Origin of the sequence: Phytopseudomonas punonensis (assembly GCF_900142655.1) — a bacterium.
GTDB lineage: Bacteria > Pseudomonadota > Gammaproteobacteria > Pseudomonadales > Pseudomonadaceae > Aquipseudomonas > Aquipseudomonas punonensis.
Map to the genome: position 1 here is coordinate 51,855 of NZ_FRBQ01000008.1, position 14,915 is coordinate 66,769.

The window sequence follows — 14,915 nt, forward strand, 5'->3', positions numbered from 1 at the left end:
CTCCGAAAAACAGATGGCCGAGTATCTCGGCACCACGGCGCGCGCGCTCGAGGCGAAGCGCGCCCGCAAGCAGATCCCTGAGGGGGTCTGGAAGAAGATCGGCAGCCGCATTTTTTACAGCATCAAGAGGTACAACGAATGGCAAGAAAGCCTGTGGCACTGCCCACCGGAGTTGAAATTCGGAACGGCGCCATCCGCATCCGCTTCAGCTGGAAGCGTAAGCGCTGCTCAGAAACCCTCTCGTACCCCGCCACGCAAGCGGGCATCAACGCTGCATCCCGTCTACGCGATCAAGTAATCCAGCTGATCAAGCTCGGGCTGATGACTGAACAGAAGTACGCCGAGCTCTTCCCCAACTCCCCCAACGCGATCGCCAGCGTAAGCCGTGGCTTCGGTCAGTACGCCCAGGTGTGGCTTGACAGCCGCACGCTGGCCGAGGGCTCAAGGGACAACTACAAGTCGGTGCTGAACGTGTGGTGGATGCCCTACCTGGCCACCACACCGCTGACCAACCTGACACCGGCGCTGATGCGCGAACTCCTGGTTCAAATGCCGTGGACCAGCAATGCGGTAAAGGCCAACGCCATGACGAAGATCAGCACCATCCTCGACGGAGCCGTTGCCGATCAGCTGATAGCGGTTAACCCGATGCTGGAACTGGAAAAGCCAGGCCGGGAAAGCAAGAAGATCGATCCATTTTCCCAGGCCGAGGCGGACAAGATCATCGCGGCCTTCTACGCGGCCGACCACTGGCCATCGAGGATCTACGGCGCCTTCTTCGAATTCGCCTACTACACAGGCATGCGGCTCGGCGAAATTGCCGCATTGCGCTGGGAAGAGGTGGACACGCAAAAGCGCGTCGCCCTGGTCTGCCGGGTGGTGGCAAAGAAAAAGATCGTCGAACGCACCAAGACCAAGAAGGATCGCTACGTGCTGCTCAACGACCGGGCCATTCACGCGCTGGAATACGCCAAGGCCTACATCGCCAGGCGCTTGCGCGGGGATGGGCGGCTGGAGGAATTCCCCTACTGTTTCCCGCCCAGCAAGGGCCAGGTGTACGTCCATCAGACGAGTGACCTGCATCATCAGTGGCGCCCAACCCTGAAAGCGCTGGGTATTCGCTACCGTCCTCCGTACAATGCGCGCCACACTTACGCAACCATGTGCCTGATGGCGGGAATGGCCCCAGCCTTCATCGCCAAGCAATTGGGCAACTCGGTGCAGATTCTGCTTTCACGCTACGCACGCTGGATCGATGGCGAGGGTGACTGGGCAGAGATGAGCAAACTAAAACTTGCCCCAAATCTGCCCCAAGACTAAATCCACACATCTGAAATACGCGAGATAGAGCACTTTGATTTCCACCGCTAACATAACCATGCAGTTTGGCGCCAAGCCGCTGTTCGAGAACGTGTCCGTTAAGTTCAACAACGGCAACCGCTACGGCCTGATCGGCGCCAACGGATGTGGCAAGTCGACCTTCATGAAGATTCTCGGTGGCGATCTCGACCCTTCCGGTGGCCAGGTCATGCTCGAGCCGAACGTACGCCTGGGTAAGCTGCGCCAGGATCAGTTCGCGTACGAGCAATTCAACGTGATCGACACCGTGATCATGGGCCACGAGGAGCTGTGGAAGGTCAAAGCCGAGCGCGACCGCATCTATTCGCTGCCAGAAATGAGCGAAGAAGACGGCATGAAGGTCGGCGAGCTCGAAGGTGAGTTCGCCGAGATGGACGGCTACACCGCTGAGTCCCGCGCCGGCGAGCTGCTGCTCGGCCTGGGCATTCCGTTGGAGCAGCATTTCGGCCCCATGAGCGAAGTCGCTCCAGGCTGGAAACTGCGCGTGTTGCTGGCACAGGCACTGTTCTCCGATCCAGATGTGCTACTGCTCGACGAGCCAACCAACCACCTGGACATCAACACCATCCGCTGGCTGGAAACGATCCTCACGGCGCGTAACAGCACCATGATCATCATTTCCCACGACCGTCACTTCCTGAACTCGGTCTGCACCCACATGGCTGACCTGGATTACGGCGAGCTGCGCCTGTTCCCGGGCAACTACGACGAGTACATGACTGCCGCGACCCAGTCGCGCGAGCAGCTGCTGGCCGACAACGCCAAGAAGAAAGCGCAGATCTCCGAGCTGCAGAGCTTCGTCAGCCGCTTCTCGGCCAACGCCTCGAAAGCCAAGCAGGCCACTAGCCGCGCCAAGCAGATCGACAAGATCCAGCTGGCCGAGGTCAAGCCGTCGAGCCGCGTGAGCCCGTTCATTCGCTTCGAGCAGACCAAGAAGCTGCATCGCCAGGCCGTGACCATCGAGAAGCTCAGCAAGGCGTTCGATGACAAGGTGCTGTTCAAGAACTTCAGTTTCACCGTCGAAGCCGGCGAGCGCGTAGCGATCATCGGCCCCAACGGTATCGGCAAGACCACCCTGCTGCGCACCCTGGTCGGCGAACTGCAGCCCGATGCCGGCGCAGTGAAATGGACCGAGAGCGCCGAAGTCGGTTACTACGCCCAGGACCACGCCCACGATTTCGAAGACGACGTGACCCTGTTCGACTGGATGGGACAGTGGACCACCGGTGAGCAAGTGATTCGCGGCACCCTGGGCCGCATGCTGTTCTCCAACGACGAGATCCTCAAGTCGGTCAAGGTGATCTCCGGTGGTGAGCAAGGCCGCATGCTGTTCGGCAAGCTGATCCTGCAAAAGCCCAACGTGCTGGTGATGGACGAACCGACCAACCACCTGGACATGGAATCCATCGAAGCGCTCAACCTGGCGCTGGAGAACTACCCGGGCACGCTGATCTTCGTCAGCCATGACCGCGAGTTCGTCGGCTCCCTGGCCACGCGCATCATCGAGCTGTCGGACAACGGCGTGACCGACTTCAGCGGCACCTACGACGATTACCTGCGCAGCCAGGGCATCATCGTTTGATCGACTGAGCCGACATGAGCCAAAGCCCCGTCATCCGCTGGATGACGGGGCTTTTTTGTCAGCGGACTTTCAAAGTACTGTGGGAACGGGCCATGCCCGTGATTTCGCGCCCATGGCGCGCCCACATCGAGCGGCTGAGAGGGGTTTTGTAGGGTGGATGGCGCGTTTTCATCCACCATGGGGTCACAGAGCGGTGGACGGGTGAAACGTCGTCCACCCTACGGACTACGCAATCGGAAAAGTCAGGCTACAGATACAAAAACGCCGCTCGATCGAGCGGCGTTTTGCGTAGCGGCTAGCGGATCAAGCGGACAGCTCGACTAGCAGCTTGTTCAGACGCTGCACGTAAGCGGCCGGGTCTTTCAGGCTATCGCCGGCAGCCAATGCGGCCTGGTCGAAGAGGATGTGCGACAGGTCGCCAAAGCGATCTTCGTCCGGCTCGGCATCCAGCTTCTCGATCAGCGGATGGTTCGGATTGAATTCGAAGATCGGCTTCGAATCCGGCACCTTCTGCCCACTTGCTTCGAGGATCTGGCGCATCTGCAGGCCCAGGTCCTGTTCGCCGATGGCCAGGATCGCTGGCGAATCGGTCAGGCGATGGGATACGCGAACTTCCGCGACCTGCTCGCCCAGCGCGGTTTTCAGGCGCTCGACCAGACCTTCCTTGCTCTTGGCGACTTCTTCCTGGGCTTTCTTGTCCTCTTCCGAGTCCAGCGAGCCCAGGTCCAGATCACCACGGGCTACGTCGATGAACGACTTGCCGTCAAACTCAGTCAGGTAGCTCATCAGCCACTCATCAATGCGGTCGGTCAGCAGCAGCACTTCGATGCCTTTCTTGCGGAAGACTTCCAGGTGCGGGCTGTTCTTGACCTGCGCGTAGGATTCGCCGGTGAGGAAGTAGATCTTGTCTTGGCCTTCCTTCAGGCGGCTGACGTAGTCGCCCAGGGAAACCACCTGCTCGCCCTCGCCTTCAGCGGTCGAGGCGAAGCGCAGCAGGCCAGCGATCTTTTCCTTATTGGCGAAGTCTTCTGCCGGGCCTTCCTTGAGCACCTGGCCGAAGTTCTTCCAGAACGCCTTGTACTGCTCGGGTTCGTTCTTCGCCAGCTTTTCCAGCATGTCGAGCACGCGCTTGGTCAGCGCCGACTTCATCGAGTCGATCACCGGATCCTTCTGCAGGATCTCGCGCGAGACGTTCAGCGACAGGTCGTTGGAATCGACCACCCCCTTGATGAAGCGCAGGTACAGCGGCAGGAACTCGTCGGCCTGGTCCATGATGAACACGCGCTGCACGTACAGCTTCAGGCCGCGCGGTGCTTCACGCTGATACAGGTCGAACGGCGCACGGCCGGGAACGTACAGCAGCGAGGTGTATTCCAGCTTGCCTTCGACCTTGTTGTGGCTCCAGCTCAGCGGATTGTCGTAATCGTGGGAAACGTGTTTATAGAATTCCTGGTACTGCTCGTCGGTGACCTCGGTGCGCGGGCGTGTCCACAGCGCACTGGCGCGGTTGACCACTTCCCACTCGGGCTCGGCGGGCTTGTCCTTCTCTTCACCGTGGAATTCTTTCGGCAGCTCGATCGGCAGACCGATATGGTCGGAGTATTTCTTGATGACGTTGCGCAGACGCCAGCCATCAGCGAACTCTTCTTCGCCGCTTTTCAGGTGTAGGACGATGCGAGTACCGCGCTCGGCCTTCTCGACGGTCGCGATCTCGAAGTCGCCCTCGCCTTTGGACGCCCAGTGCACGCCTTCGCCAGCCGACAGACCGGCGCGACGGGTGAACACTTCTACCTTGTCGGCGACGATGAACGCCGAATAGAAGCCCACTCCAAACTGACCGATCAGGCTCGAGTCCTTCTTCTGGTCGCCGGAGAGGTTCTTCAAGAAGTCAGCAGTGCCGGACTTGGCGATGGTGCCCAGGTGCGCGATGGTTTCTTCGCGGCTCATGCCGATGCCGTTGTCTTCGAGGGTGACGGTCTTGGCGTCTTTGTCGAAGCTCACACGGATCTTCAGCTCGGAGCCGCCCTCGAGCAGCTCAGGCTTGGCCAGCGCCTCGAAACGCAGCTTGTCGACGGCGTCGGAGGCGTTGGAGATCAACTCGCGCAGGAAGATTTCCTTGTTGGAATACAGCGAGTGAATCATGAGGTGCAGCAGCTGCTTTACCTCGGTCTGGAAGCCCAGGGTTTCTTTTTGAGTTTCCACACTCATGGTCATCTAACTCCACATTGATGGCTAAGCCGCGGTACGGCGGATGACCATCAGGTGGGGGCGGCGGGGAAAAACTTCAAGTCATTGATCAACCAGTTCGGCATGCACCACATCGGCGGGCGCCATGCTGAAGCGTGCTTCGCCCGAACCATTCAGGCGTTGACGCAGCACCAGGTGGCCTTGCTCATCGATGCCAGCAAACTGCCCCTGTACCGACGTGCCCTTTTCACTGAACAGACGCATCGACTGATTCACGTAGCGCTGCGGCTCGGCGAGCAGGCGTGCGAGGCTGAAATCGGCACGCGCCGGCTGGCCAGCTTCCGGCTGACTGTTCGCTGCAGCAGGCGCAGCGGTCGTTGCAGGTTTCGCCTCCGCGGCCGCCGGGACGGCTGGGAAGCGATCGTCCTCGACCCGCCAGCCGAGCTGTGGCTGCTTGCTCAGACGCACCGGCAAACGCTGCTCATGCCCATTGATGCGCGCCGCTACGTCGAGTGCCAGGCTGCTGGTGGTCACCGAATGCAAAGGCAGCGGCAGGAGCTGCACATCGCGGGTAGCGAAGCGGCGCTGCAGGTAGTCGGTGATTACGTAGCTCAGAGTGTCGGGTGAGTCGATCATGCGGTCGACACTGCCTTGCTCATAGCGCAGCCCGTTGCGGAACAGCTCGACCTTGCCGCTCAGGGTGGTCTGGAACTGCGCTGGCAACACCAGATGGAATTCGCCCACCAGACGATTAGGCTCTTGCGGGCGCAAATCCAGATGCAGCGTATAGCCGCCCTTCACCTGGCGAGCTTCGGGCAGATCCTGATCGGGCAGTAGCCAGCTGAGCTCGATTTCCGGCAACTGACCCGGATCATCCGGCAGTACATCAAGCCGCAGGCCATCGGCGGCGACCGGAAGACCACGGATGCTGAGCTCACGGCGCGCGAAGAAATCCTGGCCTTCGCGCAAGCTGAGCACGCCATCGACAAGGTCGCCCTCCTGCGGTGCGAAAGGCTCGCCGTTGAGCTGACCGTGCAGCTGGATATTCAGCTCGCCAGGCGCAGCTTGCTGGGGCTGCAGCCACTGCAAACCGATGATCGCTTCCAGTCGTTGCGGGTCCTGCCCGGCCATCACCGCAAAGCCGACTACCAGGGGAATCATGCCCAATGCGCAGCAGGCCAGTGCCTGTTTGGCGCGGCGCCAGTGGCACACGATGAACAGCAGCATGAACGGCGGCAGCAAACACGCCCAGCCCCACAACAGACCAGTGGCGAAACCACGCAGTACCAGCATCACCAGGCCGACGAGGATCAACAGCAGCCCGCCCAGGATCAACAGCGCGTCCATTCGATTTCCTTAGATCAATAGCCAGAGCCGGCAGCCGCGATGACGCAGGCTGCCAGCAGCAAAAAAGCAGCGCCACGATAGTCATCACGCGACATGCGTTCCATCGACGCGTCGAGGATTTTGATGATTGGTGACGGCCCCGGATTGGTGCTTTCAACGCCAACTGATGACGCAAAAAAGGGCAATAAGGCAAAGTCAGTGAACTTATTTCGCCTCGGATGCCTCGAAAAACGGTAATGGTCTTTACCCAAAGGAGAAACACCACCATGCAAAAATCAGTCGCTTACGCCTTCATGCTGGCTGCCACGCTGGGCCTTGCGGCCTGTGACAAGCCGTCCGAAAACAAAGCTCAAGATGCTCAGGAAGCACGTACTGAAGCTCAAGAGTCGATGAACGACGCTGCTAAAGAAAGCAACGAAGCTGCACAGAAAGAAGCAGAGGCTGCTCAAGAAGCTGCCAAAGAGCAACAGGAAGAAGCTCAAACCCCACCAGCCACTGCCCCGGCCGAGCCTGCAGCCCCTGCAGATCCAGCCGCGCCTGCTGCACCGAAGCAGCAGTAAGCTGACCTCTTCACGTTACCCGCAGCCTGCTGCGGGTAACGCCTCCCCCCCTTTCCCGTCTCAACGCATCGCTGGTGTCAGCATCAGCAACAGCGTGCATCCCATACCAACGATCCATACCAGGCTGCGCTGCCAGTGCAGGTCGGCCCAGTAGAAAACCAGATACAGCACCCGCGCAATTACGAAGATCACAGCTAGCCAATCGACCAGCCAACCGCTGCTCTGGGTGACGTGAGCCATCAGCACGCCCACGGCAAACAGCGGGAACGCTTCGAAGCTGTTTTGATGAGCCGCTAGGGCGCGTGCGCCAAAGCCGGTCAAACGTGCTTGCTGTGCGCGTGGATGATGATTGTCGTATTGCCCACCCTCCTGCTTCATGGCCTTGGCAACCGGTGCCTTGGCGATAAAGATCAGCAGCGCGCTGATGAAGATGCACCAGAATGGAATGCTCACTCGTTCTTCTCCTTGGCCGGCTCGAACGCCGGCGTTTGTGTGTACACCATTACCTCGAGTACATCCGAGTGAAATTCGCGGCGGTACAACACCACGACCACGCCAGTGCTCACCAGCATGAAGAACCACGGGTTGATGAACCACGCCAGGGTCGCCATACCGAAATAATAGGCGCGCAGGCCGTAGTTGAACTGGTTGGCGGCCATCGAGATGACCCGCGCGGTACGTTCGGCGAACGCCTTGCGCTCCTGCTCGGTGACATGCCGCTCACCGATCATCGGTGCCGAACCCACCAGCACGGCAGCGAAATTGTACTGGCGCATGCACCAGCTGAAGGTGAAGAAGGCGTAGACGAATACCACGCCCAGGCCCAGCAGCTTGACCTCCGACATCCCGCGGCTGGCCGACTGCACGAACGGCAGGTCGGCGAGCAGCGATACCGCGCGCTCTGAAGCACCGAGCACGGTAAGAATACCGGCCAGGATAATCAACGTACTGGAGGCGAAGAACGAGGCGTTACGCTCCAGGTTGCCGATCACGTTGGCGTCGGCAATCCGGTTCTCGCGCAGCAGCATGCGGCGCATCCAATCCTCGCGGTAAAGGTGCAGAACGCTCGCCAGGCAAGGTGTGGTCTTTCCCTTGGCATGGGCGTAACGGGTGTAGCCCGCCCAGCACAGGACGAACCAACAGGCGGCGATCAGGTGGTGTAGATAGTCTTCGCTGAGGGACATGCAGGCTCCTTGTAGGCTGTAGCGATTATAGCCGCGGCAGGCAATAAAAAGCCGCTCCTGGGAGCGGCTCTTGTGCAGCAGAAATGGCAGTCAGGCGCTGACCTGACGCTTCGCTGCGCAAACACGGTCAAGCACAAGGCTGATCGCCAGGGTGACCAGTACCGGAACCAGCCAACCCAGGCTCTGGGCGGCCAGCGGCAGCTTGGTCAACGCCTGGGGTACGTAGGCGCCCCACCCTGCAGCGGCCATTCCGTCTGCCACGCCGAAGATCAGCGTCACGGCCATGACCGGGATGAATACCCGCGGCTGCGACACCCACAGGCGGTTCATCAGGCTCAACGCCACCAGCACGATAGCCAGTGGATAGAGGCCGACCAGCACGGGCACCGACACGCTGATCAGCTGCGTCAGCCCCTGGTTGGAGACTGCTAGGCTGAACAGCGCTAGCAAGATGACCACGGCGCGATAAGGCACCTTGAGCAAATCACCGAAGAACTCGCCGCATGCGGTCAGCAGGCCGACGCCGGTGGTCAGGCAGGCCAGAATGATCACCACGGCCAGCAGCAGGGAACCGGCGGAGCCGAAGGTCTGGTTCACGTAAGTGGTGAGGATCTGCCCACCGTTCTCCGCCCCGGCCGCCAGCTCGTGGCTGGTGGCGCCGAGGTAGAATAGCGACAGATACACCAGCGACAACGCCAGCGCAGCAATCACACCCGCTATCACGCAGTAACGGGTGATCAATCCACTGTCGGTGATGCCGCGAGCACGCACGGCGTTGGCGATCACGATACCGAACACCAAGGCGCCCAGCGCATCCATGGTCAAGTAGCCCTGCAGGAAGCCCTGCACCAGTGGCTCGCTACGATAGGCACCCGTGGCCTCGCCTACTTCGCCGGCCGGGGCGAAAACCGCCGCACCGCCGAGGATCACCAACGCGATGATCAGCACAGGGGTGATGAACTTGCCGACCCGGTCGACCAGGCGCCCTGGCGTCAGCGACAGGAATAGCACCACGGCGAAGTACACCAGCGTATAGACGAACAGCGCCGTTGCGCTGTTGCCCACGAAGGGTTGCATACCGATCTCGAACGACGCCACGGCGGTACGTGGCGTGGCGAACAACGGGCCAATCGCCAGGTACACCGCCACCGCCAGGGCAACGCCTGCCCAACGGCCAATCGGCGTAGTCAGGGTGGGCAGACCACCGCCCACGCGAGCCAGTGCCACCACGGTGAGTAGCGGCAGACCTACGCCGGTAAGCAGAAAACCCACGGCAGCCGCACCGATGTTTTCACCGGCAGACAGGCCTGCACTGGGTGGGAAGATGATGTTGCCCGCGCCCAGAAAAAGCGCGAACGTCATGAAACCGAGAGCCAGGATGTCGAGGCTTTTCAAGCGAGTCATAGAGGGAAATACCACAGGCAGAAGATCAAAATGTTCCGGAGGGTTTCCATCGAGGGTCAGGGAAACGTCGCCCGGGCTCGTGGGCCAGGCCAATGGAGGTACAGGCATCTGCTTGTGGCAGCGCGTGCGCCGGGGCGGCAATGGTAACGAAAAACCGCCAGCATCTCGAAATTGCCGGCTGTAGTGTCGACTGACTGAACGTCTGCGTCGCCTCAACGAAAAAGGCCACCCGAAGGTGGCCTTTTTCTTAGATCAGAATGGCTTACGCCTTCTTCACTTCCCAACCAGTCAGCTCGGCCAGGGCCTTGCCGATGTCAGCCAGGGAACGCACGGTTTTCACGCCAGCGTCTTGCAGAGCAGCGAATTTCTCGTCTGCAGTGCCTTTGCCGCCGGAGATGATGGCGCCAGCATGGCCCATACGCTTGCCGGGAGGAGCGGTAACGCCAGCGATGTAGGAAACTACAGGCTTGGTTACGTTTGCCTTGATGTAGGCCGCCGCTTCTTCTTCAGCCGAACCGCCGATCTCACCGATCATGACGATCGCTTCGGTCTTCGGGTCTTCCTGGAACAGCTTCAGGATGTCGATGAAGTTCGAACCCGGAATCGGGTCACCACCGATGCCCACGCAAGTGGACTGGCCGAAGCCGGCGTCAGTGGTCTGCTTGACGGCTTCATAGGTCAGGGTGCCGGAACGCGACACGATGCCTACTTTGCCTGGCAGGTGGATGTGACCTGGCATGATGCCGATCTTGCACTCGCCCGGAGTGATAACGCCTGGGCAGTTCGGGCCGATCAGGGTAACACCCAGTTCGTCGCACTTGACCTTGGCATCGAGCATGTCGAGGGTAGGAATACCTTCGGTGATGCAGACGATCAGTTTGATGCCGGCGAAGGCAGCTTCCAGGATCGAGTCTTTGCAGAACGGAGCCGGAACGTAGATGACCGAAGCGTCAGCGCCAGTTGCAGCAACAGCTTCAGCAACGGTGTTGAACACTGGCAGGTTCAGGTGGGTAGTACCGCCTTTGCCTGGAGTCACGCCGCCAACCATCTTGGTGCCGTAGGCGATGGCTTGTTCGGAGTGGAAGGTACCTTGCGAGCCAGTGAAACCCTGGCAGATAACCTTGGTGTCTTTATTGATCAGGACGCTCATTACTTGCCCTCCGCAGCTTTGACGACTTGCTGAGCAGCGTCGGTCAGGCTGGTTGCCGCGATGATGTTCAGGCCGCTTTCGGCCAGGACTTTGGCACCCAGTTCAGCGTTGTTGCCTTCCAGACGGACGACAACCGGAACCTTCACGCCAACTTCTTTCACTGCACCAATGATGCCTTCGGCAATCATGTCGCAACGAACGATACCGCCGAAGATGTTCACCAGAACGGCAGCAACGTTGCTGTCGGACAGGATGATCTTGAAGGCTTCGGTTACGCGCTCTTTGGTTGCACCGCCACCTACGTCGAGGAAGTTGGCTGGCTTGCCGCCGTGCAGGTTGACGATGTCCATGGTACCCATGGCCAGGCCAGCACCGTTGACCATGCAGCCGATGTTGCCTTCGAGGGCAACGTAGTTCAGTTCGAACTTGGCAGCATGAGCTTCACGAGCGTCGTCTTGCGACGGGTCGTGGAAGGTCTTCAGCTTAGGCTGACGGTACATGGCGTTAGCGTCGATGTTGATCTTCGCGTCCAGGCAGTGCAGATCGCCGTCGGCCTTGATGACCAGCGGGTTGACTTCCAGCAGAGCCAGGTCGTGGTCTTTGAACAGCTTGGCCAGACCTACGAAGATCTTGGCGAACTGAGCGACTTGCTTGCCTTCCAGACCCAGCTGGAAAGCCAGATCGCGGCCCTGGAACGGCTGAGCGCCGACCAGCGGATCGATGGTCGCTTTGAGGATCTTCTCAGGGGTTTCGTGAGCGATCTTCTCGATGTCTACGCCACCTTCAGTGGAAGCCATGAACACGATGCGACGGCTGGAGCGGTCAACTACCGCGCCCAGGTACAGTTCCTTGGCGATGTCGGTGCAGGACTCGACCAGGATCTTGGTGACAGGCTGGCCATTGGCATCAGTCTGATAGGTCACCAGGCGCTTGCCCAGCCAGTTGGCAGCGAAAGCCTTGGCGTCTTCCTTGCTCTTGACCAGTTTCACACCGCCCGCTTTACCGCGGCCACCAGCGTGTACCTGAGCCTTGACGACCCACTCGGTCCCGCCGATTTTTTCGCAGGCCGCTGCGGCCTCTTCCGGGGTGTCTACGGCGAAGCCCTTGGATACGGGCAGGCCGTACTCAGCGAACAGCTGCTTACCCTGATACTCGTGAAGATTCATGCTTGTCTACCGTCTTCGTTTAGGTATTGCGCATCGGTGCTGCACTTACGTGCCGCACCACCTGTGGCTGCCTCAAGGCAGCCCGGCGCACATTCCGCGTTAGGCCTGGGCCTCGCACGGGCAATGCACCGTGGTTCTGCTTCGCGAAAAACCGTCCGCACGCTACCAGCTCGAGAGCTGGCAGCGCACTGACAATTTCTTAGCGTTTCTTGCGGTTGGCGATGTGAATCGCGCCACCGTTAACTGCGAGCGCTGCTTCGTGCAGGGCTTCGGACAGAGTCGGGTGCGAGAAGACCATCATGCCCAGGTCTTCAGCGCTGGTGCCGAACTCCATGCCGATCGCGCCTTGCTGTACCAGCTCGGCCGCGCTTGGGCCGATCACGTGTACACCCAATACGCGGTCGGTGTTGGCGTCAGCGATAACCTTGACGAAACCGCCGGTGTCGTTAGCTGCCATGGCACGGCCGCTGGCGGCGAACGGGAAGGTACCGACGTTGACGGCAACGCCTTCGCTCTTGAGCTGCTGCTCGGTTTTACCAACCCATGCGATTTCCGGGTGGGTATAGATGACCGATGGGATCAGGTCATAGTTCATCTGCGCCTTGTGACCGGCGATACGCTCGGCAACCATCACGCCCTCTTCCGAGGCCTTGTGAGCGAGCATCATGCCGCGCACCACGTCACCGATGGCGTAAACGCCCGGAACGCTGGTGGCGCACTGGTCGTCGACGAAGATGTAGCCACGCTCGTCCAGATCCACGCCGCTGTCCGAAGCCAGCAGATCGGTGGTTACCGGGCGACGGCCAACAGCAACGATCAGCTTGTCGAACACGATTTTCTGTTCGCCGGCCGAGTCGGTGTAGTTGACGGTAACTTGCTTCTTCTTGACTTCAGAACCGGTCACGCGAGCGCCCAGCTTGATGTCCAGACCTTGCTTGGTGAGGGTCTTGAAGGCTTCTTTGGAGACGGCTTCGTCAGCAGCTGGCAGGAACTTGTCCAGTGCTTCCAGAACGGTCACTTCAGCGCCCAGACGAGCCCATACTGAACCCAGTTCCAGACCGATGACGCCAGCGCCGATGACGCCCAGCTTCTTCGGTACCGATTGGAATTCCAGAGCGCCAGTGGAGTCGACGATAACGTCCTGGTCGACCGGAGCCGGCGGGATGTCGATCGGGCGCGAGCCGGATGCCAGGATCACGTTCTCGGCTTCGACGACTGAAGTCTTGCCGTCTTTGTCGGTCACTTCGACTTTCTTGCCAGCCAGCAGCTTGCCGTGGCCTTCGAGCAGCGTCACACCGTTGGCCTTGAACAGGCCGGCAACGCCGCCGGTCAGGTTCTTGATGATGGCGTTCTTGCGACCGACCATGGCCGGCACGTCAATGCTCACGCCTTTGGCGCTGATGCCGTGAACGGCGAAACCGTCCTGAGCTTCATGGAATTTCCAGGAGCTGTCCAGCAGCGCCTTGGACGGAATGCAACCGACGTTCAGGCAGGTACCGCCCAGAGCGATCTTGCCGTCCTTGTCCTGGTACTTCTCGATGCACGCAGTCTTGAGACCAAGCTGGGCGGCTTTGATGGCGGCAACATAGCCGCCAGGGCCGGCACCAATGACTACTACGTCGAATTTCTGGCTCATAACAGATTCCTTTTAGCTTGAAGCTTCGAGCTCAGGCGCAGACGCGAGCCCTGTAGGACTCGCCATCTGCTACCCGCAGCTGCGTTTAGATGTCCAGCAGAAGACGAGCTGGGTCTTCCAGCAGGTTCTTGATGGTCACCAGGAAGGTCACGGCTTCTTTGCCGTCGATCAGGCGGTGATCGTAGGACAGTGCCAGGTACATCATCGGGCGAATGACCACTTGGCCATTCACAGCGACAGGACGCTGGATGATGTTGTGCATGCCCAGAATCGCAGCCTGCGGCGGGTTGACGATCGGGGTCGACATCATCGAACCGAAGGTACCGCCGTTGGTGATCGTGAAGGTACCGCCAGTCATCTCTTCGATGGACAGCTTGCCGTCACGGGCTTTCTTGCCGTAGGCAGCGATGCCGGCTTCGATGTCGGCCAGGCCCATCAGCTCGGCGTTACGCAGAACCGGAACCACCAGACCACGGTCGCTGGAAACGGCTACGCCGATGTCCTGGTAGCCATGGTAGACGATGTCGTTGCCATCAATCGAGGCGTTGACTGCCGGCAGACGCTTCAGCGCCTCGGTAGCAGCCTTGACGAAGAAGGACATAAAGCCAAGACGAGTGCCGTTGTGGGCTTTCTCGAACTGATCCTTGTACTTCGAACGCAGTGCCATGATCTCGGACATGTCGACTTCGTTGAAGGTGGTCAGCATGGCCATGTTCGACTGTGCTTCGACCAGACGGCGAGCAACGGTGGCACGCACGCGAGTCATCGGTACGCGCTTCTCGGTGCGGTCGCCAGCAGCGGCAACGACCGGAGCAGCGGCAGCTGCAGCCGGTTTGGCAGCAGGAGCAGCCGGAGCATTTTTCTTGGCTTCAACGGCAGCAACCACATCTTCCTTGGTCACACGGCCGCCTTTGCCCGAACCGCTGATGCTGTTCGGGTCGATGCCGTTTTCTTCAGCCAGCTTGCGGGCAGCCGGCGACAGGATCTGGTCGTCGCCAGCAGCGGCAGCAGGTGCAGCAGCTTGAGCCGGAGCGGAAGCGGCTTGCGCAGGAGCAGCGGCCGGTGCGGCGGCAGCAGCGCCACCTTCGGTGAGCTTGCCCAGCACCTCGTTGGAGAGGACGGTATCGCCTTCATTCTTGATGATTTCAGCCACTACACCGTCGGCCTCGGCCAGAACTTCGATCACCACCTTGTCGGTTTCGATGTCGACGATCAGCTCATCGCGCTTGACCGCTTCGCCCGGCTTCTTGTGCCAGGTAGCCACGGTGCCGTCGGCGACCGATTCGGGGAATGTAGGGGCTTTGATCTCGATAGCCATTGTGCTCTTTTCCTTAAATTCG

The 14,915-nt window shown here is 60.1% G+C and carries 13 protein-coding genes; 3 read left to right on the top strand and 10 right to left on the bottom strand.

Translation table 11 applies throughout. The features are described from left to right. The first annotated feature begins 138 nt into the window (after positions 1-138). Both BUC40_RS17720 and BUC40_RS17725 read left to right on the top strand, forming a co-directional pair. Entirely contained in the window at positions 139-1,320 is a 1,182-nt protein-coding gene (locus tag BUC40_RS17720) for a tyrosine-type recombinase/integrase (RefSeq protein ID WP_073267501.1), read from the top strand. A gap of 34 nt (positions 1,321-1,354) precedes the next feature. Continuing rightward, positions 1,355-2,941 carry an ABC-F family ATPase gene (locus tag BUC40_RS17725; RefSeq protein WP_073267502.1) on the top strand — a complete coding sequence of 529 codons (1,587 nt, stop codon included), beginning with the start codon at positions 1,355-1,357 and terminating at the stop codon, positions 2,939-2,941. A gap of 303 nt (positions 2,942-3,244) precedes the next feature. On the opposite strand, the gene htpG is transcribed toward BUC40_RS17725, so the two are convergent. From htpG to BUC40_RS22785, 3 genes are all read right to left on the bottom strand, one after another. Beyond that, the gene (htpG, locus tag BUC40_RS17730; RefSeq protein ID WP_073267627.1) at positions 3,245-5,149 is read right to left on the bottom strand and encodes a molecular chaperone HtpG; all 1,905 of its coding nucleotides are present in this window, start codon (positions 5,147-5,149) and stop codon (positions 3,245-3,247) included. Between the two features lie 81 nt (positions 5,150-5,230). Beyond that, positions 5,231-6,475, bottom strand: a complete 1,245-nt coding sequence (locus tag BUC40_RS17735) for an MFS transporter (protein WP_073267503.1) — start codon at positions 6,473-6,475, stop codon at positions 5,231-5,233. A 14-nt stretch (positions 6,476-6,489) separates the two neighbouring features. Next, positions 6,490-6,726: a hypothetical protein gene (locus BUC40_RS22785; RefSeq protein WP_139272207.1), complete on the bottom strand. Its 237-nt coding sequence runs from the start codon at positions 6,724-6,726 to the stop codon at positions 6,490-6,492. Positions 6,727-6,741: 15 nt separating this feature from the next. On the opposite strand from BUC40_RS22785, the gene BUC40_RS17740 reads away from it, so the two are divergent. After that, a complete protein-coding gene (locus tag BUC40_RS17740) occupies positions 6,742-7,035 on the top strand; it encodes a hypothetical protein (protein WP_073267504.1) in 294 nt (97 codons plus the stop codon). Between the two features lie 60 nt (positions 7,036-7,095). Here the strand turns inward: BUC40_RS17740 and BUC40_RS17745 are convergent, their stop codons facing one another. From BUC40_RS17745 to odhB, 7 genes are all read right to left on the bottom strand, one after another. Beyond that, a complete protein-coding gene (locus tag BUC40_RS17745; RefSeq protein ID WP_073267505.1) occupies positions 7,096-7,488 on the bottom strand; it encodes an MAPEG family protein in 393 nt (130 codons plus the stop codon). Then, positions 7,485-8,219 carry a DUF599 domain-containing protein gene (locus tag BUC40_RS17750; protein ID WP_073267506.1) on the bottom strand — a complete coding sequence of 245 codons (735 nt, stop codon included), beginning with the start codon at positions 8,217-8,219 and terminating at the stop codon, positions 7,485-7,487. The genes BUC40_RS17745 and BUC40_RS17750 overlap by 4 nt, the downstream gene beginning before the upstream one ends. 90 nt (positions 8,220-8,309) lie before the next feature. Continuing rightward, positions 8,310-9,623 (bottom strand): branched-chain amino acid transport system II carrier protein, encoded by a 1,314-nt coding sequence (brnQ, locus tag BUC40_RS17755; protein WP_073267507.1) that lies wholly within the window; start codon positions 9,621-9,623, stop codon positions 8,310-8,312. A 262-nt stretch (positions 9,624-9,885) separates the two neighbouring features. Continuing rightward, the gene (gene sucD / locus BUC40_RS17760) at positions 9,886-10,773 is read right to left on the bottom strand and encodes a succinate--CoA ligase subunit alpha (RefSeq protein WP_073267508.1); all 888 of its coding nucleotides are present in this window, start codon (positions 10,771-10,773) and stop codon (positions 9,886-9,888) included. Further along, the gene (sucC, locus tag BUC40_RS17765; RefSeq protein ID WP_073267509.1) at positions 10,773-11,939 is read right to left on the bottom strand and encodes an ADP-forming succinate--CoA ligase subunit beta; all 1,167 of its coding nucleotides are present in this window, start codon (positions 11,937-11,939) and stop codon (positions 10,773-10,775) included. The genes sucD and sucC overlap by 1 nt, the downstream gene beginning before the upstream one ends. Before the next feature lie 199 nt (positions 11,940-12,138). Next, complete coding sequence (lpdA, locus tag BUC40_RS17770) at positions 12,139-13,575, bottom strand: dihydrolipoyl dehydrogenase (protein WP_073267510.1); 1,437 nt, start codon at positions 13,573-13,575, stop codon at positions 12,139-12,141. Between the two features lie 85 nt (positions 13,576-13,660). After that, positions 13,661-14,893 carry a 2-oxoglutarate dehydrogenase complex dihydrolipoyllysine-residue succinyltransferase gene (gene odhB, locus BUC40_RS17775; RefSeq protein ID WP_073267511.1) on the bottom strand — a complete coding sequence of 411 codons (1,233 nt, stop codon included), beginning with the start codon at positions 14,891-14,893 and terminating at the stop codon, positions 13,661-13,663. Between the last annotated feature and the right edge of the window lie 22 nt (positions 14,894-14,915).

What these genes read in the sequence shown, in the direction of transcription:
- brnQ (WP_073267507.1), bottom strand. Translation starts at nt 9,623, where the DNA reads ATGACTCGCTTGAAAAGCCTCGACATCCTGGCTCTCGGTTTCATGACG.
- sucD (WP_073267508.1), bottom strand. Translation starts at nt 10,773, where the DNA reads ATGAGCGTCCTGATCAATAAAGACACCAAGGTTATCTGCCAGGGTTTC.
- htpG (WP_073267627.1), bottom strand. Translation starts at nt 5,149, where the DNA reads ATGAGTGTGGAAACTCAAAAAGAAACCCTGGGCTTCCAGACCGAGGTA.
- sucC (WP_073267509.1), bottom strand. Translation starts at nt 11,939, where the DNA reads ATGAATCTTCACGAGTATCAGGGTAAGCAGCTGTTCGCTGAGTACGGC.
- odhB (WP_073267511.1), bottom strand. Translation starts at nt 14,893, where the DNA reads ATGGCTATCGAGATCAAAGCCCCTACATTCCCCGAATCGGTCGCCGAC.
- BUC40_RS17720 (WP_073267501.1), top strand. Translation starts at nt 139, where the DNA reads ATGGCAAGAAAGCCTGTGGCACTGCCCACCGGAGTTGAAATTCGGAAC.
- BUC40_RS17740 (WP_073267504.1), top strand. Translation starts at nt 6,742, where the DNA reads ATGCAAAAATCAGTCGCTTACGCCTTCATGCTGGCTGCCACGCTGGGC.
- lpdA (WP_073267510.1), bottom strand. Translation starts at nt 13,575, where the DNA reads ATGAGCCAGAAATTCGACGTAGTAGTCATTGGTGCCGGCCCTGGCGGC.
- BUC40_RS17735 (WP_073267503.1), bottom strand. Translation starts at nt 6,475, where the DNA reads ATGGACGCGCTGTTGATCCTGGGCGGGCTGCTGTTGATCCTCGTCGGC.
- BUC40_RS17750 (WP_073267506.1), bottom strand. Translation starts at nt 8,219, where the DNA reads ATGTCCCTCAGCGAAGACTATCTACACCACCTGATCGCCGCCTGTTGG.